17 protein-coding genes and 1 tRNA gene (1 of these 18 only partly in view) are annotated in these 24,060 nt (G+C 36.2%); 2 read left to right on the top strand and 16 right to left on the bottom strand.

From position 1 onward, the window contains the following. A protein-coding gene (locus AC3QLY_RS08155) for a DUF4476 domain-containing protein (RefSeq protein ID WP_074419287.1) crosses the window boundary here: on the bottom strand, positions 1 to 614 show its 5' portion. It extends 520 nt beyond the left edge of the window; the window shows 614 of its 1,134 coding nt (coding positions 1-614); it begins with the start codon at positions 612 to 614; the stop codon falls past the left edge of the window. A 215-nt stretch (positions 615 to 829) separates the two neighbouring features. Here AC3QLY_RS08155 and AC3QLY_RS08150 point away from each other — a divergent pair, with 215 nt between their 5' ends. Next, entirely contained in the window at positions 830 to 3,295 is a 2,466-nt protein-coding gene (locus tag AC3QLY_RS08150) for a M1 family aminopeptidase (RefSeq protein WP_492989609.1), read from the top strand. Positions 3,296 to 3,594: 299 nt separating this feature from the next. Here the strand turns inward: AC3QLY_RS08150 and AC3QLY_RS08145 are convergent, their stop codons facing one another. The 6 genes from AC3QLY_RS08145 to gap form a co-directional block, all read right to left on the bottom strand. Beyond that, entirely contained in the window at positions 3,595 to 4,389 is a 795-nt protein-coding gene (locus AC3QLY_RS08145) for a DUF6263 family protein (RefSeq protein WP_074419289.1), read from the bottom strand. 122 nt (positions 4,390 to 4,511) lie between these two features. Continuing rightward, the gene (locus AC3QLY_RS08140; RefSeq protein ID WP_074419290.1) at positions 4,512 to 5,243 is read right to left on the bottom strand and encodes a TPM domain-containing protein; all 732 of its coding nucleotides are present in this window, start codon (positions 5,241 to 5,243) and stop codon (positions 4,512 to 4,514) included. Between the two features lie 46 nt (positions 5,244 to 5,289). Further along, complete coding sequence (locus AC3QLY_RS08135; protein ID WP_074419291.1) at positions 5,290 to 5,751, bottom strand: TPM domain-containing protein; 462 nt, start codon at positions 5,749 to 5,751, stop codon at positions 5,290 to 5,292. Between the two features lie 12 nt (positions 5,752 to 5,763). Continuing rightward, positions 5,764 to 6,357 carry a LemA family protein gene (locus AC3QLY_RS08130; RefSeq protein ID WP_074418405.1) on the bottom strand — a complete coding sequence of 198 codons (594 nt, stop codon included), beginning with the start codon at positions 6,355 to 6,357 and terminating at the stop codon, positions 5,764 to 5,766. A gap of 234 nt (positions 6,358 to 6,591) precedes the next feature. After that, the gene (locus AC3QLY_RS08125; RefSeq protein WP_074418404.1) at positions 6,592 to 7,788 is read right to left on the bottom strand and encodes a phosphoglycerate kinase; all 1,197 of its coding nucleotides are present in this window, start codon (positions 7,786 to 7,788) and stop codon (positions 6,592 to 6,594) included. Positions 7,789 to 7,881: 93 nt separating this feature from the next. Further along, positions 7,882 to 8,895, bottom strand: a complete 1,014-nt coding sequence (gap, locus tag AC3QLY_RS08120; RefSeq protein ID WP_074418403.1) for a type I glyceraldehyde-3-phosphate dehydrogenase — start codon at positions 8,893 to 8,895, stop codon at positions 7,882 to 7,884. A 241-nt stretch (positions 8,896 to 9,136) separates the two neighbouring features. On the opposite strand from gap, the gene AC3QLY_RS08115 reads away from it, so the two are divergent. Then, positions 9,137 to 9,208 (top strand) — tRNA-Glu (locus AC3QLY_RS08115). Between the two features lie 106 nt (positions 9,209 to 9,314). Here AC3QLY_RS08115 and AC3QLY_RS08110 read toward each other — a convergent pair. The 9 genes from AC3QLY_RS08110 to AC3QLY_RS08070 form a co-directional block, all read right to left on the bottom strand. Then, on the bottom strand, positions 9,315 to 10,718 hold the full coding sequence (locus AC3QLY_RS08110) for a sialate O-acetylesterase (RefSeq protein ID WP_074419292.1): 1,404 nt from the start codon (positions 10,716 to 10,718) through the stop codon (positions 9,315 to 9,317). A 10-nt stretch (positions 10,719 to 10,728) separates the two neighbouring features. Beyond that, positions 10,729 to 13,593 (bottom strand): DUF5060 domain-containing protein, encoded by a 2,865-nt coding sequence (locus AC3QLY_RS08105; RefSeq protein WP_074419293.1) that lies wholly within the window; start codon positions 13,591 to 13,593, stop codon positions 10,729 to 10,731. A gap of 36 nt (positions 13,594 to 13,629) precedes the next feature. Further along, on the bottom strand, positions 13,630 to 15,213 hold the full coding sequence (locus AC3QLY_RS08100; protein WP_081298656.1) for a glycoside hydrolase family 28 protein: 1,584 nt from the start codon (positions 15,211 to 15,213) through the stop codon (positions 13,630 to 13,632). Positions 15,214 to 15,222: 9 nt separating this feature from the next. Continuing rightward, the gene (locus AC3QLY_RS08095; protein ID WP_287100977.1) at positions 15,223 to 16,434 is read right to left on the bottom strand and encodes an AGE family epimerase/isomerase; all 1,212 of its coding nucleotides are present in this window, start codon (positions 16,432 to 16,434) and stop codon (positions 15,223 to 15,225) included. Between the two features lie 26 nt (positions 16,435 to 16,460). Then, the gene (locus AC3QLY_RS08090) at positions 16,461 to 17,678 is read right to left on the bottom strand and encodes a glycoside hydrolase family 130 protein (protein ID WP_074419295.1); all 1,218 of its coding nucleotides are present in this window, start codon (positions 17,676 to 17,678) and stop codon (positions 16,461 to 16,463) included. Between the two features lie 27 nt (positions 17,679 to 17,705). Continuing rightward, on the bottom strand, positions 17,706 to 19,532 hold the full coding sequence (locus AC3QLY_RS08085) for a sodium:solute symporter family protein (protein ID WP_074419296.1): 1,827 nt from the start codon (positions 19,530 to 19,532) through the stop codon (positions 17,706 to 17,708). A gap of 147 nt (positions 19,533 to 19,679) precedes the next feature. Continuing rightward, a complete protein-coding gene (locus AC3QLY_RS08080; protein ID WP_179853197.1) occupies positions 19,680 to 20,753 on the bottom strand; it encodes a glycoside hydrolase family 26 protein in 1,074 nt (357 codons plus the stop codon). Positions 20,754 to 21,129: 376 nt separating this feature from the next. Then, a complete protein-coding gene (locus AC3QLY_RS08075; protein WP_218330877.1) occupies positions 21,130 to 22,314 on the bottom strand; it encodes an IPT/TIG domain-containing protein in 1,185 nt (394 codons plus the stop codon). A 69-nt stretch (positions 22,315 to 22,383) separates the two neighbouring features. Beyond that, positions 22,384 to 24,033, bottom strand: coding sequence for a RagB/SusD family nutrient uptake outer membrane protein (locus AC3QLY_RS08070; protein ID WP_218330878.1), 1,650 nt, complete (start codon positions 24,031 to 24,033; stop codon positions 22,384 to 22,386). Between the last annotated feature and the right edge of the window lie 27 nt (positions 24,034 to 24,060).

Raw genomic sequence — 24,060 nt, 5'->3', positions numbered from 1 at the left:
GCACCCATTTTTTCAAAAGTTTTTGAAACGGAACTGCTTCGATTGGATGCCGGCATCTTTTGTTGTTTGGATGCTGTTTTAACAGCCGGTGGCATAATACCAGTATTCATCTGCTCTGCAATGTTGCTGCTTTTATTGTTTACAACTTGTACAACACTGTCTTTATTGGGAGTATTGGTTTGAGTAGCAACCGCAGTAACCGAACGGGCAACTTTTTCTTCTTGCACCGGCAGAGCAGTTTCTGCAACCGGCATATTAGCAGCAATGACCAATTCATTGCTTAACCCATTCAATTGCCAGTTACCCGTTTCACTTTTGGTAATTGAAAACCCTGCATCCTGATCAGTAACCGGAATTGCAAAATTTAATATCAGATTAGGATCTTGTTGCCATTGTAATTGCATCTGATGCGTGCCGGGCATTAATTTAGGTATAATCAAATAGCCACCGGAAGTAGATGTCCAATCCTGCTGATTGATATGAACACTGTATGACTGTCGGTTGGCTGACTGCAAGTAGATAAAATGATAATTCTGAGCATACCCCACCGCATGGAACATGAATAAACCTATTACAATCAAAAATAATTGCAGGTAATTTTTCTTATAAAACATGAGCCGGAAAAGTTTATACAAATCTAACAGAAAAAATGAAGCTTTATACCATCGGTTAAATCACGTAAAATTTTTTTATGTTTTTTGGGTTTCTTTAACCAATTCTGCCTTTGCTCGTATTATCTTTATTGCCCTTTATTAAACCATACCGATTAATAATATGGTTCATTTTCATTTGGGTAAATCAAAGTTAAACATTCAATCAAAAAAATCACATGAAAAAAGTTTTTATTGTTTTACTTATTATCGTACATTCCACTGCATTTTCGCAAAATAAAAATGACTGGCAAACCATTTACAGAGGATTTGCCACCAAAATCAATGATTTGGTGCATACAAAACTGGAAGCTTCATTCGATTATCAGCACAGTTATTTAAATGGTAAAGAATGGGTAACCTTAAAACCCCACTTCTATCCAACCGATTCATTAACCTTAGATGCGAAAGGCATGAATATTGACAAAGTTGCCATAGATAAAAATGGCAAACTTATTCCGCTGCAATACCGGTATGATAGTATGCAACTGAAAATTCAGTTAGACAGAACTTATACCCAAAACGAAAAATATACCATATACATTCAATATACAGCTAAGCCTAATGAATATAAAGGAGAAGGAAGTGCTGCAATTACCGATGCAAAAGGTTTGTATTTTATAAACCCCTTGGGAAAGGATAAAAACAAACCCACCCAAATATGGACGCAGGGCGAAACAGAATCTAATTCAGTATGGATTCCTACTATTGATAAACCGGATCAAAAATGTACGGATGAGTTTATATTAACAGTGCCAGATAAATATGTTACCCTTTCAAACGGAAAACTAATTAAACAACAAAAAAACAACAACAATACCCGAACAGATACCTGGCTAATGGATTTACCGCATAGCCCTTATCTGTTTTTTATTGGCGTTGGTGACTATGCCATAGTGAAAGACAGTTATAGAGGCAAAGAGGTATCATACTATGTTGAAAAGCCATACGAAAAAGTTGCAAGAAAAATTTTTGGGCATACACCTGAAATGATTCAGTTTTATTCGAATATACTTGGAATTGATTTTCCCTGGCAAAAATATGCGCAAATTGTAGGCCGTGATTATGTAAGCGGCGCTATGGAAAACACCACTGCTGTGCTGCACCAGGAAAGTGCACAGCAGGATGCAAGGCAATTGACTGATGAAAATATTTGGGAAGAAACCATTGCACATGAATTATTTCATCACTGGTTTGGCGATTTGGTTACCTGCGAAAGCTGGAGTAACCTAACCGTAAATGAAAGTTTTGCCAATTATAGTGAAGTACTTTGGGATACCTATAAATATGGAAAAGAGGCTGGTGATTATCAGAATTGGAAAGATATGAATGATTATTTTTTAAGTAATACTGACAATAAAGATTTGGTTCGTTTCTATTATCAGAACAGGGAAGATATGTTTGATGCCGTTAGCTATAATAAAGGTGGGAGAATTTTACATATGTTGAAAAATTATGTTGGCGACAGTGCTTTTTTTCATTCACTCAATCTTTATTTAAACAACAATAAATTCGGCAATGGCAGCGCTGTTAAATTAAGACTTGCCTTTGAAGCTGTAACAGGAAAAGATTTAAACTGGTTTTTTAATCAGTGGTATTTTGGAAGTGGGCATCCTGTTTTAGACATAAGTTATATCTATGATGAAAAAGCCCAGTTGGAAAAAGTAATTGTACAACAAAAACAAATTTCGGGTAAAATTTTTAAGCTTCCTTTTGCCATTGATATTTATACCGGTGAAAACAGACAACGGTATCAGGTTTGTGCCGAAAACAGGGTGGATACCTTTTATTTTAAAGTATCGGAAAAACCAAATTTAGTGAATGTAGATGCAGATAAGATATTATTGGCACAGAAAACAGACCATAAAACAGTATCAGAATTTTTTTATCAATATAATCATGCACAAAACTTTTTAGACAAACGAGAAGCAGTGGTTTATGGAAGTAATCATTTAGATGATGTTTTGGGCTATACCTTGGTAGAAAATGCTTTGTATGATCCCTTTTTTAGAATAAGAATTAATGCATTAAATATTTTTAACACTACCAATCAGAGCCTGCATCAGCCAACTATTGATAAAATTGAAAAATTAGCAAAAGCTGATCCTAAAAAATTAGTAAGGGCAAGTGCTATTGATGTATTGGGAAAATTAAAAAATAAAGACTATAAAAACTTTTTTGTAGATGCTTTACAAGATTCATCTTACTCAGTTGCCGGAGCTGCATTAAGTGCATTAAGTAAAATTGATAGTGTAGAAGCTTTTAAACAAGCATTACAATTAAGTAAAGTAACTGCAAAAGGCCATTTACTCTCAGCCATTGTAAATACCTTTATTCATTATGGAGATGCAGATAATTTTGATTATGTAGCATATAACTTTAGCCAATTACCGGTTGGCCAGGAAAAATTTGAGATATTACCTGACTTTACTGTATTTCTGTCAAAAATATCAGATAGTACCCAATTTAGAAAAGGCATTGATTATATTATACAATTTAAGAAAGATATTCCACTGGCCTATCATGAACAAACCGATCCATTCATCAACTTGTTTTTAAATGAATTAAAATCAAAAAAACAATCGATGGGTCAATTGAATCTTGCCAATTATATTACAGAAAAACTAAAGGAAGGAAACCAATAAAATACATTGTATCGCATCTTACAAAAAATGCCGCAACTATTGTTTTAGTGCAGCATTTTTTATGGAACTATTGATTTTTTATCATTATTGTCCGGCAAAACTTAACTTAAAAATCGCTGTAATTCTTTGCTATAAAGAATTACAGGCTAAAAAATGATTGTTTCAAAATTGGAGGGAGTACCCCATCTTTTGAAATCGGCTGAAATATGGTTCTGTAAAGGGTTTGAACCATTATTTTACAATTTTAGTCGGACAACAATATTTTTTATAAAAAATTAGATGCAGGGATACATCCTCAATTATTGAACGGTAGTTACAATTAATCCTTTTGATGTAATGGGTGCAGATTGGCCCATCATTTCCATAGTACCGGTTAAATCAACATTACTTGTTTCGTTGATTAACAGCCCGTTGGCTTTGTTATATGTTCGGGTTGCAATAGCTTTCCCGTTAAGGTTTTGTACAATATCCATACCATTTCTATTGATATTTTCTTTTAAAGTGATATTGGCATGCATTTCAACAACAACTGCATTATCACTCACCTGTTTAATGGTAGCATTGCTCACAATTTTAGAAGAAGAATCGGATACAGTTGAATCAGTCCAGCTAAATCCTTCTTTGATATCGGTGGGTTGAAGTGCTAATACATACTTAGCCTGATCATCTGCACCACCCATTTTTATAATAGCATCTAATTTTTGTGACTGAGTAATCATCTTGCCATTTTTAATCTCAATATTATTGGGTTTGTTTAATGCTTTAAATAAATCGGCCATTTGAGGATTATTTCTTAAATTTTCATCATCTGAATCAAAAGTTTGATCCTGCCCCATCACTTTTACTTCCCCTTTAATATGCTTCATTGTGGCAGAATAAGTATAGCCATCTGCAGTAACTGCTTTAATAGTATCTAAAGCTGTTGTAACTGCATTGGTGGTTGTTTCAATATCCTGACCCGCAAAATTAAGATTGGTATTTACTTTAATATCCGTAACAGTTTTAAATGCAGTACCGGGTTGCACTTTTACCATTTGACCAGAAACTGCAATAATACCGGTTGAAAGAAAGAATCCTAAAAATAGATGTTTCATAATTTTTGTATTATAGTAATTGTTTTATATTTCAAAAATAGGGGTTTACATAACAGTAAAATTCAGTTGTATATAATTTAATCCAAAAACATTAACATGCAACCATAATGCATGTAAAAAATTTACCATCCACCTCCTGCACCGCCACCGCCGCTACTACCACCTCCAAAACCACCAAAACCGCCGCCACTGCCACCCCAACTACCACTACTTCTATTGTTTAACATACCCGATAATAAAATGGGTGCAATTAAGCCACCACCACCTCCGCCTCCACCGCCCCTGCGCAATATGAAAAAAACAATCAATAATAAAATAATGAATATAATGGCACCACTACCGGTGGGCTTGTCTTGTTTTCGGGCCACTTTATATTCACCAACAGCGGCTTTAGCCAAATCATCTACTGCATTATTTAATCCGGTATAATAGTCTTTATTGCGAAATGCCGGCACAATTTCATCTCTATAAATTTGAGAAGTAGTGGCATCGGGAATGGCACCTTCCAGGCCATAACCAATTTCAATCCATACTTTTCTGTCATCAATGGCAGCTAATATTAAAATACCATTATTGGTTTTTTTATTTCCAATACCCCATGCCCGAAACAGCTTGTTGGCATAATCGGCCACATCGTAACCATTTAAAGTTTTTACCAGAACAATGGCAATTTGGTTGGATGTAGAATCATCTAATGCCACTAACTTTTGTTCAAGTGCTGCATTCTGTTCGGCAGACAGTACGCCGGCATAATCATTCACCAATCTGGGTGGATTGGGTTTGGGTAAAATATCCTGCGCCAAACAAAAAAATGTTTGCAACAGTAAAATGCTTATCAGTATTAGTTTTTTCATTGAATAGTATCCTGCGCCATTGGCTGTTATATTGCATTAAATGAAACTAATCACCAAAAACAATATCATCGGGTAACTCGTTGGAATCGGTTTGTTGATTAAAGGGGAAATGTGTTTGAAGGGCATCGCCTATTTGCATTACAATTGTTGCAATGCCTTCTGCAAAATGTTGCGCATTAAAATGACTGATCATTTTCTGAACAGCATCTTCCCAAAAATTTTGTCCAACTTTTGCATGTATGCCTTCATCGCCAAAAACAGCCAGTTTTCTGCTTTTTACAGCAACATACACCAATACCCCGTTACTTTCCCGGGTATTATACATGTTTAATTGGGTAAATAACTCCTTTGCCCTATCAACCGGGTTGCTATTGAAGCATGTATTTTCAATATATACTCGAATTTCACCACTGGTAACCAGTTCTGTTTTTTGAATGGCTGCAACAATCTGGTTTTTTTCTTCCATCGAAAAAAAATCAACCGGCTTTTTTTTGGAGAAGATACCCATCTGTATTATGTATTATTTTATATTAAACTGAATTTCCGGTGCTTTTTCTGTTCCAGAATCTGCCTGATAATAGGGCTTTTCAGTAAAATGAAAAATACCTGCAAAAATATTATTCGGGAAAGTGCGCACTTTTAAATTGTATGCATTTACTGCTGCATTATAATCTCTTCTGGCTACATTGATTCTGTTTTCGGTACCTTCTATTTGTGCTTGAAAATCCTGGAATGCCTGTGTGGTTTTTAAATTAGGATACGCTTCGGCAACAGCCATTAAACGGCTGAATGCACCTTGTAACTGACCCTGTGCCTGCTGAAATTTTTGCAAGCTTTGCGGATCGTTAATATCTACATTTACGCTGGTAGCCCTAGCACGTGCATCAATTACCTCTTTTAAAGTAGATTTTTCGAAATTTGCTGATCCTTCAATTGTTTTAATAACACTATTATACAGGTCGGTTCTGCGTTGATAGTTGGTTTCTACATTACTCCACGATTGTTTTACGGCCTGTTCGCCCTGTACCAATCCGTTATAGCCATTACAGCCGCAACCACCTAATAAAAGAATGATTGCAGCAATTACAATTAAAGTAAGGGTTTTTGTGTTCATATACGCTGGTTTATTGATTTGTAAAAAATATTTAAATTAAATTATTTTTTAATTAGTACATTGATGATTGAAATTTAATTTTTCACTCCACACCAAATTGCTTGTAAGATAATTGTTTGTTGGTAATTAATGAGCTACATTTTCAAAATATATGCCTAAAAAATAATTTCAGACGAAATGACGCAAAAAAACCACCCTTTTCGGGTGGTTAAACATGTATTCATACTTATTATTTTAGTTGTTGATTGCAGCAATACCGGGCAATTCTTTTCCTTCAAAATATTCAAGCATAGCGCCACCACCGGTACTAACATAACTTACTTTATCTGCAAAGCCAAACTGGTTTACTGCTGCAACGCTATCGCCCCCTCCTACTAAACTAAAAGCGCCTTTTTGTGTAGCGGCGGCAACGGCAACCGCAATGGCTTTAGTTCCGTGTTGAAATTTAGCCATTTCAAAAACGCCCATAGGCCCGTTCCATAAAATGGTTTTTGCAGCTTGTATTACATTGGCAAACTGCTCGCATGCTTCGGGGCCAATATCTAACCCCATCCATCCATCGGGTATATTGTTAGAAGGAGCTGCAGAAGTTTCTGCATCGGCAGCAAATTTATTGGCTATGATACTATCGCCGGGTAAGTGAATACATACCCCCTGTTTCTCAGCCTCTATTAATAATTCTTTAGCAGTTGAAATCCGATCATCTTCGCACAATGAATTGCCAATATTGCCACCTTTTGCTTTCATAAAAGTATAAGCCATTCCACCGCCTATAATAATATCGGTTGCTCTTTTTAAAAGGTTTTCGATAATTAAAATTTTATCAGATACTTTGGCGCCGCCAATAATGGCAACAAAGGGTTTTTCAGACTGGTGCATGATTTTTTCGGCACTGGCCACTTCTGCTTCCATCAATAACCCAAACATTTTTCTATCTTTTGGAAAAAACTGCGCTATCACTGCGGTAGAAGCATGTGCCCGATGCGCTGTTCCAAAAGCATCGTTTACATATACATCTCCTAATTCTGACAATTTTTCGGCAAAGGCTTTATCGCCTAATTCTTCCTCTTTATAGAAACGAAGGTTTTCTAACAACAAAACTTCGCCGGGCTTTAATGCCGCTGCTTTTGCAAAGGCTAGTGCACCAATGCAATCATCTGCAAATTGAACAGAAGTTCCATTTAATAAAACCGATAAATGTGCTACCAAATGTTTTAAAGAATATTTTTCAGACGGGCCATCTTTTGGCCTTCCAAAATGACTCATTAAAATAACACTACCCCCATCTTTCAAAATTTTTTGGATGGTAGGAATGGTAGCTTTCATGCGATTATCATCCGTAATTTGATAATTGGCATCTAAAGGCACATTAAAATCAACCCGAATTAATGCTTTATGCCTATTGAAGTTAAAATTAGAAAATTTGCTCATAATTTTTTTTAATTAGAATAGAAGCTTGCAGTAAAATAAGCTTTACCTCTATTACATTGTATATTAAAAATGCCGGCATACACCGGCATTTCTTTATTTTTTAATTAAACCTGCAAAATAATGAACGGTACGTACCAATTGAGATACGTAGCTCATTTCATTATCGTACCAGCTTACCACTTTTACCAATTGTTTATCGCCAACGGTAATTACTTTTGTTTGAGTGGCATCGAATAATGAACCGTAGTGCATTCCAACAATATCGCTACTAACAATTTCATCTTCATTGTAACCAAAACTTTCGTTGCTGGCTGCTTTCATTACTGCATTAATTTCTTCAACTGAAGTTTTTTTAGCAAGAATAGCAGACAATTCAGTTAATGAACCTGTAATAACAGGAACACGTTGTGCACCACCATCTAATTTACCTTTTAATTCAGGCAACACCAAACCAATGGCTTTTGCAGCGCCGGTGCTGTTGGGAACGATATTAGCAGCGGCTGCACGGGCTCTTCTCAAATCACCTTTAGGATGGGGAGCATCTAAAGTATTTTGATCGTTGGTATAGGCATGAATTGTAGTCATACTTCCTGCTTCAATGGTAAATGCATCATTTAATGCTTTGGCCATAGGCGCTAAGCAGTTGGTGGTGCAGGATGCACAGGAAATAATGGTTTCAGAACCATCCAAAATATTGTGGTTTACATTAAACACCACAGTTTTTAAATCGCCGGTGGCGGGAGCTGAAATAACCACTCTTTTGGCACCGGCAGTTAAATGTGCTTCTGCTTTTGCTTTATCGGTAAAAAATCCGGTAGATTCAATCACTACATCTACCTGATGGCTGCCCCAGGGAATTTGTGCCGGATCGCGATGTGCATAGATTTTAACTTCATGCCCATTTACTATAATGGAACTTTCGGTAGCAGTAACTGTGGCATCAAATCTGCCTTGTGCACTGTCATATTTTAAAAGATGAGCCAGTACTTTCGGACTGGTTAAATCGTTTATAGCAACCACATCAATACCTTCCATGTTAAAAATTTGGCGATATACCAACCGACCAATTCGTCCAAAACCATTAATGGCAACTTTAACTGTACTCATTTTTACTTGTATTTAAATGATAAAAAAGATAAATCGCTGCAAAATTAAAACATTGTAGCCAACTATCCATTTTGTATTTATGTTATGGCAATAATTTGAAAAGAATTGATAGAAATCAAATCAATGATTCGCATCCGGCCTAAACAAAAAAGTATATATTTATCAGGTGAAAAAAATAAATTCCTTAAAAAATTTTGAGGGATACCAGCCGCCCCCTATTTTTGCACTCCCAAAAACAAATGGAGCGTTGGTCAAGGGGTTAAGACGCATCCCTTTCACGGATGAATCACGGGTTCGATTCCCGTACGCTCTACGAAAACAGTACACAAAAAAGCCGCAAAATAAATTTGCGGCTTTTTTTATTATTGACCTTTCTAAAATTCAATTTCTGCCTATGAATATACATTCAATTCATATTTTTATTTATTATTCGCAGCATTCAACTTCCAATTATCAGTTCTGAAGGCGATTACAGGTAAATGATTGCTACCAAACAAATTACCAATAGCAGTATTTCCAAAGGCATAGCGAACAGCAATAGGATGCTGTACTTTACTGCTCCATACCATTAATTGATTGCCTTCAATGTTTGCAGCAGCCGGATAAAATACTTTATCAGCACCGGCAACCCATATTTGTTGCACATTAGCCCCTTTTATCAGTAATCCTCCTCCGGTGTCTTCAAAACTGAGCAATACTTTGTCGCTATTTATGATTACATTTTTAAGATGAGGCGATTGACAGATAATGTGTTTCCACTCATAATTTTTTGCCAAAGCCCAATTCGCCAACCGATCACCCACATCATGTTTATTTTTGGGATGGATATTTGAAGTATCGGTAACCAAATCAGTAATTACAACCATACCAACATTGGGATATGCTGCTGCCTTACTTTGTTGTTCCTGCAACAAGGCACCAGCGTAAGGTTTACCATAAGCAAAAGGAGCAATTTGTACATAATAAAATGGGAAATTATATTTCCATGCTTTACGCCAGGTACCCATCATTTCAGTAAATAGTTTTGCATACGTATATGGATAAGCTGTATTTGTTTCGCCCTGGTACCAAATTGCACCGGCAATAGCAAAACGTGCAATTGGTGCAATCATGGCATTAAAAGCCACACCGGGTTCATGAGGCCAAAATTTGGAAGGTTTTTGTTTTTTAGCTGCCATCAATAATTCCTCATCCATACGAATAATAGAATCTGGCGTCCACACTTCTGCCGGCGTGCCACCCCAACTGGCATTGATCAAAGCGATAGGCACATGTAGCGAATCTTGCAGCTTTTTCCCAAAAAAATAGGCAGCTGCGCTAAAGGTTTGTAAGTTGGCAGCATCACAACTTACCCAAGTACCTTTTACATCTTGTTGTGGACAATTGGCAGCAGACTTGGCTACTGTAAAAAAACGGATATTTGGATTACAGGCATGAGGCAAAACAGCTTTTACATCCGGTAAACCCCATTGTTCATTCATTTCCATGTTCGACTGGCCGGAACAAAGCCAAACTTCACCAATGAATACATTTGTTAATGTAATGGAATTGTATCCCTTAAAATTAATTTGATAAGGACCGCCGGCAGCAGGCGTTTGAATAGTAAGTTGCCAATGTGCATTTGCGTTTGTTGTTGCAGAATCAATTGCATTATTCCAGGTATTGGTAACTTTTACCACTTCGCCCGGATTGCCCCAGCCCCATAATGTAACGGCCAACCGTTGCTGTAATACCATATTATTGTTTAAAATTGAAGGCAGTATAATATTTGCCTTTGCTGAACCAAAAAACATTATTACAACGAATGCACAAAAACGTTTCATAAAAAATTATTTAGTATGTTTTTATCAGTTTTTGAGTTTGATAAAAATGCAGGTTTTGATTGTATAAATGCACATAATATATGCCTGCGGGTAAATGACTGATATTAATAGCATCGCCATTTTTTAGGTTGTACTGGTTGAAAACTGTTTGTGCTGCAGTATTGTAAATGATAGCATTCAAAATAGGCACTCCTGTTAAATTATTGTGGATGAACACTTCACTTTGTGCAGGATTTGGATTAATACTTAACTCTGAATTAAGTACAACATTTATTGCAGTAACAGTATAATTAAACCTATTTGAAAAGGCGCTGCTGCAACCATTCTGAATTACCTTAACAGCATAATAACCATTAGCAGATGGCTTGTAGAATTGAGCAGTAGCATTCGCAATAGCAGTAAGCGTATCATTGTACCATTGATTACCGGAAGCAGAGGAGGATAATAAATTGTTATTGGCATCTATTGTTACAACAGGCGTGGCGGGTATAGCAGTTTTAGAAATGAAAACTGTATCTGAATAAATACTGCAACCTGCATTATTTTTTCGAAGTACTATTACATATCCTGCATTATTGATAAACCGTTGTGTTCGTTGTGATGAATCTGTTATACCATTAATATTCCAAAAAAGGCTATCGGAACCGATATTATTACTTATGGAAACTAATGTAGAATCATTACCACAAATAGAATACACATTTTTTGTAAACAATGGTTTCACAAGGGCACATCCGTTAGGTGTTGCAGTAAATGCTAAGTCCCAGCTTAAGTTGGGAATATTTACTGTTAAAATACCATTATTCACTGTTATAGATGAAGTACTTACTGGTAAGCCGGTATTCGTATTATACCATTGTACTGTATAATTTAAATTAGCCATTCCCGCAATTTGAATAGTAGCACCATTTATAGGAGGAGGTGCTACACCATTATGATTTTGCAAATAACTCCAATTATATTGATTGTTTAAAATCCATCCGGCAATTTTATTTTGTAGTGCAGATTGCAATACATATGCAGCAACCGAAGAACCTACATTAGTAAAAACATAACTAGAAATATTCATCCAATCGGTTCCTGTATTATCCACTTTTATGGTATGATTACCTGCAGACACATTGATGAAATAGGTAGCATTGGCAACAGTATTAAAAGCCGTATCCTTACCATCCAGATAAATATGCAACTGAGGTGCTGTGCTAATATTGTTCACAACCACTTTAAACTGTCCGGCTACAGGATAAGTAACAGTAAAAACAGGCGGATTTTTATATTGGGTATTGTATACCGAACCATACAAATATTGTCCTAACTGTGTGGCAGTCGGTGTTATATTTCCGGAAGCATCAATGGTGAAATTAGCAGCAGTAGCTGCAGCCCAGCCAGCGCTGGGTGAAATGGTTAAATCGGCATTACCCCCTCCGCTTATGGTGGCTGTAACCGGTGCATATAATTCAGATTTTAAATTTAATGCATTTACAAATGAAGAGATGCCTTTAAAATGCGTATACAAATTTTTCGGATCAATATAATTATCCCACCACCAACTCATTGCAGTACCCATTGCCCCGCTTAATGCAGTAGCCCACATTGTATTGTGAATATACACACCATTCGGATCAATAGAAGATAAAGCAACGTTTCCGGAATTAATACCAAACTCGCCATTGAGTATTGGTTTTTTAAATTGCCAGATATAAGAACGGCTGCCGGCAGCTAATATCGACTCTAAATTGGGTGCGCCAACATAATAATGTGTTTGCGTAAAATCAATATTTTCCAAACTCCAGGTAGCTGGATCATTATTATCATGTGCATAGCTGGTGGTTACCAAGTGCTGATACACATCTTTCGATTTAATGTAAGCAGCCATTTCCTGATGCCAGTTTGTAATATTTGTTTTATAAGTATTAAAACTATCGGTCCATTCTACTTCATTAAACAATTCCCAACTCATAATTGTGTTAGAGTAACCATACCGGGCAATAATATAACGCATTCGGTTTTTAAATAAATTTTTAGCAGTTGAGTTTGAAAAAAAATCCCATGTATTATTACAAGGCCCTCCATTTGCAATGTTATAAGGATTGTTGTTCCATTCTGGATTTACTGTAGTAGATACCTGCCCATGATGGTTTAAGCAAAGCATAATACGTACACCCTTTTGCTTACAAGTATTTAAAAGCCAGTCTAAGTAATATGCATTGGATTGCTGATAGTTTTTTAAACCACCATAATTACTTCCTTTCCATTCTAAAGCAAACGACCAATCGGCCATCCAAACTCTTATAAAATTACCCCCGTTATTGCTTAATTTGTTTAACCAATTGGAATAATCTGTATACACATTATTATCCTGCCAGCACATATTTTCGCCAACGGGAATATATTGACTACTATCATCAAAACTTAAATAGTTAGAATTATTTTTTCGAATAAACCCCGGATCGGAGCTATTTACACAAGTGAATGTAGCATCACCAAAGGTGGTAATGCCAACAGTATTAGTGCAAATAAGGCTGTAATGCCATATACCCGTTTGAATAGGTGTAAACCGAACTTTAAAAACACCATTACCGGCAGGTGTTATACTGCCATTGGTTGTGTTGAGTGTGTAATCCTGCATATAAAACCCATCTACCGAATCAACAACACCATTGGGTGCCATAAAAACGGCTTTTACAGCAATATCATTATAATCAAACGGGTTGGTATAAGCAGCAGTTAATTGAATTGTTAATTCAAACTTATCAAACTTTTGTATACTGGTATTATTTGGCGTAACAACATTGAATACCGGTATTTGAGCTAATAACTGTTGTGCAAAAAACAACATGGTTAAGAACAAAGGATTTTTATTATGAAGAAGCATAACAAATTTTTATTTATGACAAATGAATACATTTCATTATTGAACCTCTACCTTTTTTACACCGGAAAGATCGTCTGTAACAAATCCATCGCCGCTTGCAGCAAAAATTTTATACCCGTTAATTGCATTTGGTGCATGTGAAGCTTTAAAATTGAAAATGGATACATTGCTGAAGTGGTGCAATTCCAAGCCATTGGTAAAAAATGATGGTAATTGTTTAGACCATTCCAACATAAAATCGTTGATATGTAAACCTTCTATATAACGCGCTAAAATTCCAGGAATATCACTTTGGAATAGTTGTTCTCTTGGTCGTAAACATCCACGCAAATCAATATTCCCACCGGCAACAGTATTTAAAGCACTATTCACAACTTTAAAACGAATGTGATTGAAGTTGATGTCCTGTAAATGGCTTTCCTCACTACCATACAATAATATTCCATTTTCGCCGGCGCAAATAATATTATTAAAAAATACATGCCGAATGGAACCCAATTGAATGTTTGCTTTGCCACGAACAGCAGAAATATGAATCGGTTCACCATTGCCCCACCAATCGCCCGTGCGTAATTTAGTTTCAATAAATACATTATTGAAGCTGATATTTTCCAAAGAACCTTCATCACGTAAAAAAATTCCAATACCTCTTGTAGAATTAGTAATATTTACATTATTCACCTCAATATTTTTCACGGTATTCTGATCTAAAAAACCAATTCGAATACCACTGGAATAAGATTGCAGGTTACAATTGCTAACAATAATATTTTTTGAAATATGTTTGACATGTTGAAAACCGGGTATTTCAAAATGATGGTTATAACCCGTTATTGCAATGGCATCATCACCTGTTCTGATATCACAATCATTAATAATTACATTGGTGCAACTGGTAACATCTATACCATCGGCATTTGGCGCCAATAAATTATTCCACAAACGAATACCACTTACAAATACTGCATCACAATCGGCAAAATGCATACACCAGAAAGGGGCATCCGTAATAAAAATATTTTTTACCGATACTCTTTTACAATTACTGAATACAAACATCTGATAAGGCCTGTCATTCGGCACTAAAGGTCCGTCACCAACTCCTTCAGCTATGTTTCTAAAATTATTTTTTTGCCTGGTAAAACGGGTGGCAATACTATCTAACTTTTTAGCCTTTGTGGTATCGAAAAAGAAAATACCACTGCCATCAATCCTACCTTCACCGGTTATGATAATATCTTCTTTATTTTCAGTAAAGAACATGCCTTTATGTATAGGAATAAAAGGCGTATCAGGAAAAAAATTTTCATAATCGGATAAATGCGTACTTCCTTTTAAAATGGAACCGGATTGCAGATACAAAGTAATATGACTTTGCAAATGCACCGTACCAATAATGAAAGTACCTGAAGGAATGAAAACCGTTCCGCCACCACTTTTGCTGCAAGCATCAATGGCATTTTGCAACGCTTTAGTAGCAGGCAATTTACTATTGACAACTGCTCCATAATCAGTAATATTAAATATGCTCTGTTGTGCAAATACACATGTAACACTTAAAAATAACATGGCTGCGCACAGCAGGTTTTGTTTCAAGAAATGAACGATTGACTGATACATGTTATGGGTTTAAAACGAATAAAATATTGTTGGCATGGATAACCTTTGAATAATTTCCATACAAGCCCTTGCATTGTGATAAGGACACTTCCAAAAACCAATTTTATCCTGACTATTCATTACCCGGTAATTGGCAGCAACACCCCATACCCATTCGCCATAATTTTTGTCGATGATATGCTCTTTTACAAATTGCCAGCTATTGAACGATTTTTCAAAAAAATGGTTTTGTTGTGTTATTTGCCAGGCATTTAAAAAACCTATCATGGCCTCTGCCTGTGGCCACCAATGTTTTTCCCGAATCAAAAAATCATCTGCTATTCTTTTTTCATACCATAATCCGCCATCCACATCTAAACCTTCTGCCGCAGCATTTACAATGGATACCGCCATTTGTTCCAATGTGTGCATCCATTCAATATCACCAATTATAATAGCACAGTCTAACAAAAGCCAAGCTGCCTCAATATCATGTCCATAAGAAATAACATCGCGTTTTAATTGCCAATTTTCAGTAAAAAATAAATTCAGATGAAAACTTTTGGCATCAATAAAATACTGTTTGAATAATTGCAGCAGATGAATAATTTTGAATTTTAAAATTCTGTTTGGCCAAACCTTATACAAATTGGCATATGCTTCAATTATATGCAAATGTGTATTCATGGTTTTTTTTTCATTCCGGTCTTTTTCACTTAAACGAGCATCTTCAATGGCAGACCAGTTTCGTGTAAATGCTTCAAAATAACCACCATATTTTACATCATAACTTTTTTCTTCAATCAGATAAAATAGACTAATGGCTGCATCTAAAGCCTTCTTATTTTTTGTTGCTTCATAGAATTCACTCAATCCATATATAACAAATGCATGTGCATATATTTGTTTACGATCATCTAAAACATTACCATCAGGCAATAATTTCCAAAAAACACCTCCAAATTTTTTATCCAATCCATACTCCATTAAATAATCAAAAGCCCTTTCTGCCAGCATGATATATTGGGTATCTGGCTTCCATTGATAAACAGCCGAGAATGTCCATAGTATTCTGGCATTTAATACAATTCCTTTAGGGGCAGCTAAATCGGGAATATTTTGATGATTGAGTGCTCCTAAAAAACCACCTTTTTGCTGATCAACCGCATGATTCATCCAAAACTGCAAAATTTGTTGCAGCTCTGTTTCCATTTGATTTCTATATTTTAATATTTTTTTCAAATTGTATAGGTTAAACAACTAAAATTTTATTCTGCTGAAACTATATGTTGCACGCTACAGGCAGTCTGATTGAGATAAGCAAAATTATTATCAATAATTTGTTGCAATGTTTGTACCGATGCGGCAGAACTATACCCATCTTCCGGATGGTGGAGCACATAATCTAACAAAATAGAGAGTGAAGTTGCTGCAACGTGCATTCTTGTATCGGATGAAGCATAATAAATCAACAAATTTTCGCCGTCATCATCCAATATCCATCCATTACTAAATACTACATTCGAAACATCACCGGTTCTTTCTTCACCGTCGGGGGCAATAAAATAACCGGCAGGCTTATGTATCACTCTGGTTAAATCATTCAAATCAGTCATAAATACATAAAGGGTATACCGTAATCCGGAAGCAGTATTTCTAACGCCATGCGCCAGATGCAACCATCCATATTTGGTTTTAATGGGAGCAGGTCCTGCCCCATTCTTTGCTTCATAAATAGTATGATATACTTTTTTATCTACAATCGTTTCTTCATGAATAACAGCATGGGTAATATTATCAGCTAATCCAAACCCAATACCCCCGCCTTTTCTGGCCTCAATAAAACTATCTTGCGGTCGGGTATAAAATGCGTATTTTCCATTTACAAATTCAGGGTGCAATACTACATTACGTTGTTGTGGAGAAGGTGTAATTAAATCGGGTAAACGTTCCCATTGCCTTAAATCTTTTGTTCTGGCAATACCGCATTGTGCTATGGCTGCAGACTGATCGCCTTCAGGAGCCGAAGGATCTCGTCGTTCCGTACAAAAGATGCCATAAATCCAACCATCTTCGTGTGCCACTAATCGCATATCATAGATATTGGTATCAGGTATATTGGTTTGCGGAATAAGAACCGGACAGTCCCAAAACCTGAAATGATCAATACCATTTGGGCTTTCAGCAATTGCAAAAAAAGATTTTCGGTCGGTACCTTCTACCCTAACCATCAATAAATACTTATCATTGAACTTAATGGCACCTGCATTGAATACTGCATTGATTCCAAATCTTTCCAACAAATATGGATTCGTAGCCGGATTTAAATCATACCGCCACATTAAAGGAGTATGAGCAGCAGTAAGTACAGGATTTGAATATCGTACATAAAGCCCACTCAGTTGTTGAATGGGTTGATTATTTTTTTTGATGAGTGATTCATAGTTATCCTTTAACCAGTTGAAACGTGTTAAATAGTCATGCATGCGTGTTTGGTTTAGTTTTTCGAAATACTAATCTTCTAACCTGTTCCACCAGGTTTTTTTTAATATAAATACGATTATCAGAATAATAGAAAGATTGATCCAAAATGGTGTTTGCATTTTCAAAATCAGGTACATTGGAAACAATGTAAAACACAGTTGGCCAATAATACCGATTGAAACATTAAACATATCTAAGCAAAAATTTTTATTTTCCTTAAAGGAAGGATTATCCTTAAGAACAAGTTGATGAATGGGTTTCCAAAAACCCCATGGACGAACTGTTTTATAAAAATGTTTTAATACAGCTTCATCGGTTGGAGAAGCCATATAGGTTCCAATAAAACAACCGGCAAGTGATAAAACAAATAATGCAGGCCACCAATATAAAGGCAGTCCCGTTGTTACATAAGGCATGATTAATGCAGCGATAATACCAACTACCATACCCCAAAAAAATCCATTTGCATTAAAACGCCACCAATACCATTTTAAACAATTGGCCGCCACATATCCTCCATATAAACCACCAACAATCCATTGTAAAATATCATTTACGTTGTTGGTTAAAAAACCAAAAAATACACCCGTGGCTACCACAATTACACCCACCAAATAGTTCATGGAAATAATACGCTTATTATTAGCAGTAGGATGGATGTATTTTAAGTAAATATCATTAACAATATATGCCTGAGCTGCATTCACAGTTCCGCTGAATGTACCCATAAACGCTCCAAGAAGCCCTGTTAAAACAATACCCATAATACCAACAGGCAGAAAACTATTAATGGTAGCAGGTAAAATACGTTCAAAGTCTACTACACCATCTGGTCCTTTTAAAGGCAATGTATGATAGTAGAGCAAAGCCAATACCGTTAAGCCAATTACCATTGTATACCGTATGGGTAATAAAATAATACTTACAAAACCAGTCATTTTACTGGCTTCTTTTGGACTTCGGGTACTTAAAACTTTTTGCATATCATAATTCGGTGCAGGGCCCGCCAATGAAGCAAAAACACCTTTTAATAACATCATCATAAAAAATATTCCAAATAACCCAAATCCATCTTCTTCAATTTTTTTGTTCGCATCAGCTACAATATTTGACCAATCTAAATGCAATCGCCAACAAAAAAATGGATCTTTCCATCCCTCAGGAACCGGCAACTGATGGCCATTTAAATGATACCAGGCAATTACACCAATGGCAATACAGGCAACTGTCATGATGGCATATTTAATTACATCGCCCAGCACAATACTATGCATGCCACCGAGAATTGAATAAAACATAGCGAAGAGTGTGAATACGATACCGTAAATATGAGGCACATATTTATCGGCTACATGAAAAGGAATATATCCCTTCACATTTTCCCATGGTATAAAAATTTCCATAAACTTACCTAAGCCAACAAATCCATAGGCTAAAAAACCAAGACAACTAATTAATGCAAAGGCAATAACGACTAACTGAGAGGCCTTTATGCCGGCACCATGTACACCAAAACGGGTTTGCAGCCATTCGGCACCGGTATTGGCATTGCTTCTTCTTAACCATTTACTTAAAAACATCATCATAAATACCTGGTTAAATACAGGCCATAACCAGGGAATCCAAATACTCTTCAATCCGTAGATAAAACACAAAGTTACCATCCACATAGTACCACTAATATCAAACATATCAGATGCATCACTTAGTCCCAACATATACCAGGGCAGCGATTTTCCGCCCATTAAGTAACTTTCTTTGCTTAATCTTGCCCGTTTACGCATCCATAAACCAATAGCAACCATTGTAATAAGGTAGGCTACAAGAATTAATACATCTATGAGTTGAAGTTTCATTGAAGTGTTGCAATTGAATGAATGCAAAATAATTTCTTAAAAGCTGCAGGTGTGCATAACAAAAGAAAAAAGACCATAGTAGACACTACGGTCGGTGTTTCAAATCTTAATAAACGACTACTACTTATGAGAAAAAACATTTTGCTGTTATTGGTATATTTTACTAAAACTTAACTTATCCTGAAAAATAAACAAGCCACTTTTTTTCATTTTCTGAAAATCGGGCTGCGAGGCTTCTCCCTGAAAAGGAACATAATATTCTTTACTGCCATCGGCTTTTGCACCGGCATTACGCCACCCTAATACATAAGCAACCTGATGCCCTTTTAATCCGGCTGCAAAAACGGTTGTCCACCAGTTTTTATCCGGAATTTCATTAAACCCAAACTCTGTTAGTGCAGGAATTTTTTTGTGGGTTGCAGCAAATGCATCCAAATCAGTTAACATTTTTCCAATATTATGCACAAACGCTTTACCGTTATTATCGCGTTGATAAATATCGAAACCAACAATATCTACAAATGCATTGCCCGGATATCTTTCTTCATATTCATTTAGATTGGCAAACTGATCGGTATTAAAAGCATAAAGCAAGTGGTGAATATTTTTAACATCTTTCAAATAGTGTTCAGTATATCTGTATAAACGAATCATTTCATCTGGGGTACAATGTGCTTTTCCCCACCAAAACCAATTCCCATTTAGTTCGTGAAATGGTCTGAAAATAACTGGAATAACTTCACCATATTTTCCTGTTAAAGATTGAAGAAAATTGGCCACTTTATCTAACCAACTATTGTATACTGCATTTTTTTCTCCACCGGGTAAAATAGAAGCAACCGTTCCGGGAAAGGGATCCCATGCTGTTTTTCCGGTTAATGGATTATTTAAATGCCAGCTAATGGTGATGATACCACCCCGTTCATATGCAGTTTGTATATATTGCCGCATCTTCGCAAATGGTACCCCATCAATATTATTCGTTGCATCATTTTCTATTCGTCCCAATTCCCAACCATAAACGGCAGGATAAGCGCCTACTGCAGATTGCACATCACTGTTTCCATCAACATATTTCCAATTCACCCCATAAGCCAAATCATCCTGGTGGCCGAATAATATTCCCAGATACAAGGTTTTTTGTAAGAACTGATACAAATGTAAAGTTTCTTTAGTAGCAACAATGTCGACGGGTTGTGCATATATTTTTGTTGATACCATTACAAGAAACAATATGCCAATCAACGTTATTGAACACTTTTGTTTTACATATAGCAAATGCGTATACATGGTTGGGAGCTGCATGGTTTAAAATTAAAACAAAATGAAATAAGGCATAGATTCCATTTTTAAAAAGACTGAATTCAACAAATAAGTTCAATTTTTGAAACAAGTGGTATCATGCTCTTGATGAGATGCTACCACTTGACCAAATAGTTCAATCATTTAATACTAATGTTAAAAAAGTTACCAAATTGAAGCTTTTCGGAAACTGGATTTGCCCTAATTTAAGTAATGTTTTTTTAAATCATCAGTGCTTCAAAAAACAGAACTTTTTTCAAACAATAGCTTTAATGTACATGCTAAAACAATCTTCTTATTTTACTAACACCACATCATCAAAATAATAAGTTTCATCCACATCACCACTTTGCCCTTTCAAAAAGAAACCCAATTGTTGCAGCGTCGTTCCGGGTTTCCAGAAATTAAGCGTATTGAGTGGTATCTTAAAGTAAGTCCATACATTGGGAGGTACCACAATTGGATTTACCGAGTTTTGTCCGTAACCTACAGATGAAGTATTTGTTTCAAGATTCAACGTATGTGATACAGTACCTCCTTTTATCCAAAAAATAATGTATTTATACGAAGCATCATAAGGCAAACTTGGCCACCAATTAGCAAAGCCCTCAATTTTCCATCCGCCAGCGGGGAATGAAGCAATAAATGCAGCATTACCTGTTTTAAATGCGTTGGTTGATTTTCCGGAAGGTGATGCCCATGAACCATCTGTCCAACTGTTTTGAAAATCATCCGTAAAAATTTGATAGGCATTATCCAGATCTACCAATTCTTGTTTATCAGTTAACGTTTGAGTAGTTCCCCCTGAATTATAAGAAAAGGTTAAGTTACCCCGAGTAATGGTTGTAGAAGGAAATTGCAAAACCATTACTGAATCGTTCTGACTAACAATACTTACATTAGCTGTGCCGCCGCTAACACCGGTTAAGTTCACAGAAGAAATAGTCGCAAATCCCACCCCGTTAAGTGTAATTTGAGAACCGGAATAAAAATCGTAATTAGAATAAGCCGATGGCGTTGGTGGTGGTGCCAAAATGCTGAACTTATAAGTTGCTTTACCATATAAAGTTATAACAACTAAACTGTCATTTGCTAATGGGGGTAAATAAGGAGTTTTAGATGGTACCTGCACTACTATGGAGTTATCGGTTAACAATGCTCTGTTAAAGTAGGCATTGTATCCATTGAAGGTGATTGATGTTGTACTACCTAAATTAGAACCATAAATAATGTAATAATTGCCTAATGCACCTGCAGTAGTGGCTGAATCAAACGGCACAATTTTGTTGGTTCTGGCTACCGGTGTTTTAGTTATATTTCCTGATGCATCAATAGATGTGACGGTATCATAATAAACTGTTGTATCGGTTTTACTCCAGGTATGAACTGAACTGATAGTAGGTTTACCGGTTCCGGGTGTAAACCCGAGACTATCATATTTTTTGCATGAAACCACTATTGAAGCAAAGGTTAGTATCATACAAGCATATAAAATATGCATTTTTTTAATATATTTATTTGTTGTTTTCATATGAAATAACATTAATGTTTAAAATTTATATGGAACAGGAGGCATTAATAATGAAGGATTAGCTGCAGTTTCTGTTACCGGATAAGGCAATATAAAATTTGCATCGCTGAGTGTAAAACTTCTTCCGACATTATAGCTGGTTATTTGTCCGGTGGTATTATCTACATTTACAGTGCGTCTGTCTTGTGCATTAATCATAGCAATAGCAGTTGGATGATGTGCATTATTAAAGCCATCAATTCTTTGTAAATCATACCAATAATCCCCTTCTATGGCAAACTCTAATCTTCGTTCATTAAGCAATTGTTTGTAAGTAAAACTGGCCAATGCCTGCAAGCCTGCTCGTTGCCGGACTTTATTCAAATAACCTAATGCAACCGGGTCAGAACAAACAGCATTGGTATCAATACCCTGCCCGGTTTGAGCACCTGCAATTTTGCCCATTATGGCTTCCGCACCTATTAATAACACGTCAGCATAGCGCAATAAATAGGTATTATTGGAAGTAGCCTGAAAAGCACTTAAACCGCCATTATCATCGGGTGTACCTACAACATATTTTTTCATACCTGCACCTGTACCCTGCGCATTCACAGCACCCATACCCCTATCAATTCTATGTACGTAATAGCCGCCTATTTTTTTCTGTATTTCCGGATAAAAATCGCCATCAACCATAATACATCCATGTCTTCGAATTGAGTCACCAGCATTTTTAAAAGCATTTTGCAAATCTAAGCTGGGGCCTAGTTCTCCCCATCCGTCGCCGGTGCCGGTAATATTAGTATTTGGCGCAATTACCGATTGTAGTTGATTACCAAAACCATACCCTCCGTTAGAAGTCCATTGTAAAGCAATCATAGATTCTTTATTATTATTGCCGGCCAATTCAAACATTTGAGTATAGCTTCCAGGTGCATCTAACCCAACCAAACCAAATTCGCCACTACTAATTACTTTTTGTACTTCAATTAGTGCACTATCGTATTTCTGTTGATATAAATATACTTTAGCTAATAAACCCGAAGCTGAGGCACTTGAAACATGCCCTGTGGATGCAACCCCTGACGAGCAATTTTTTTCTGCAAACTGCAAATCCATTGTAATAAATTTATATACATCTGTTACAGGATTTGTACGCACACTGGAAAAACTACCAACGTATGGAGAAGGATCTGTAATAATGGGAACATTCCCAAAAAGCCTTGTTAAGTAAAAGTAAGCAGCAGCTCGCATTACACGTGCTTCACCTAATGCATTATTTACAACAGCAGGAGGCACTGATGCAGGTACTGCAGAGGGCAGATTATTTAGCAAAGCATTAGCTTGTGCAATTACTGTGTATAAAGAATTCCAGGCACTGGCAACAGTTTGAGTTGCATTTCCGGCACCGAAAGCACCAAAGGCATCAAACGAACCATCTGTACCTGCATAACAAATAGCATTTCCGGCCTGTAAATCTCCAATAGCTAAAAATGCTTTCCCATTAAATCCGAACCAGGGTGCTGCATACAATATGTTGGTGCTGGATTGTACCTGATCAGCAGTTTGGTAATAAGTGCCAACAGTAGAAGCGTTTTCAGGCGGTCTGTTAAAGAAATCTTTCTTACAGCCTAATGAAAGCAAGCTTGAGAAGACTATGAAACTGAATATATATTTTGTTTTCATTGTAGTTTTCACTTAAGTAGTTAATAA

The organism is Hydrotalea sp. GW822-HT8A01, assembly GCF_058798575.1.
The sequence above is the reverse complement of the archived record's forward strand: the minus strand, read 5'-3'. Positions and strand labels throughout refer to the sequence as shown.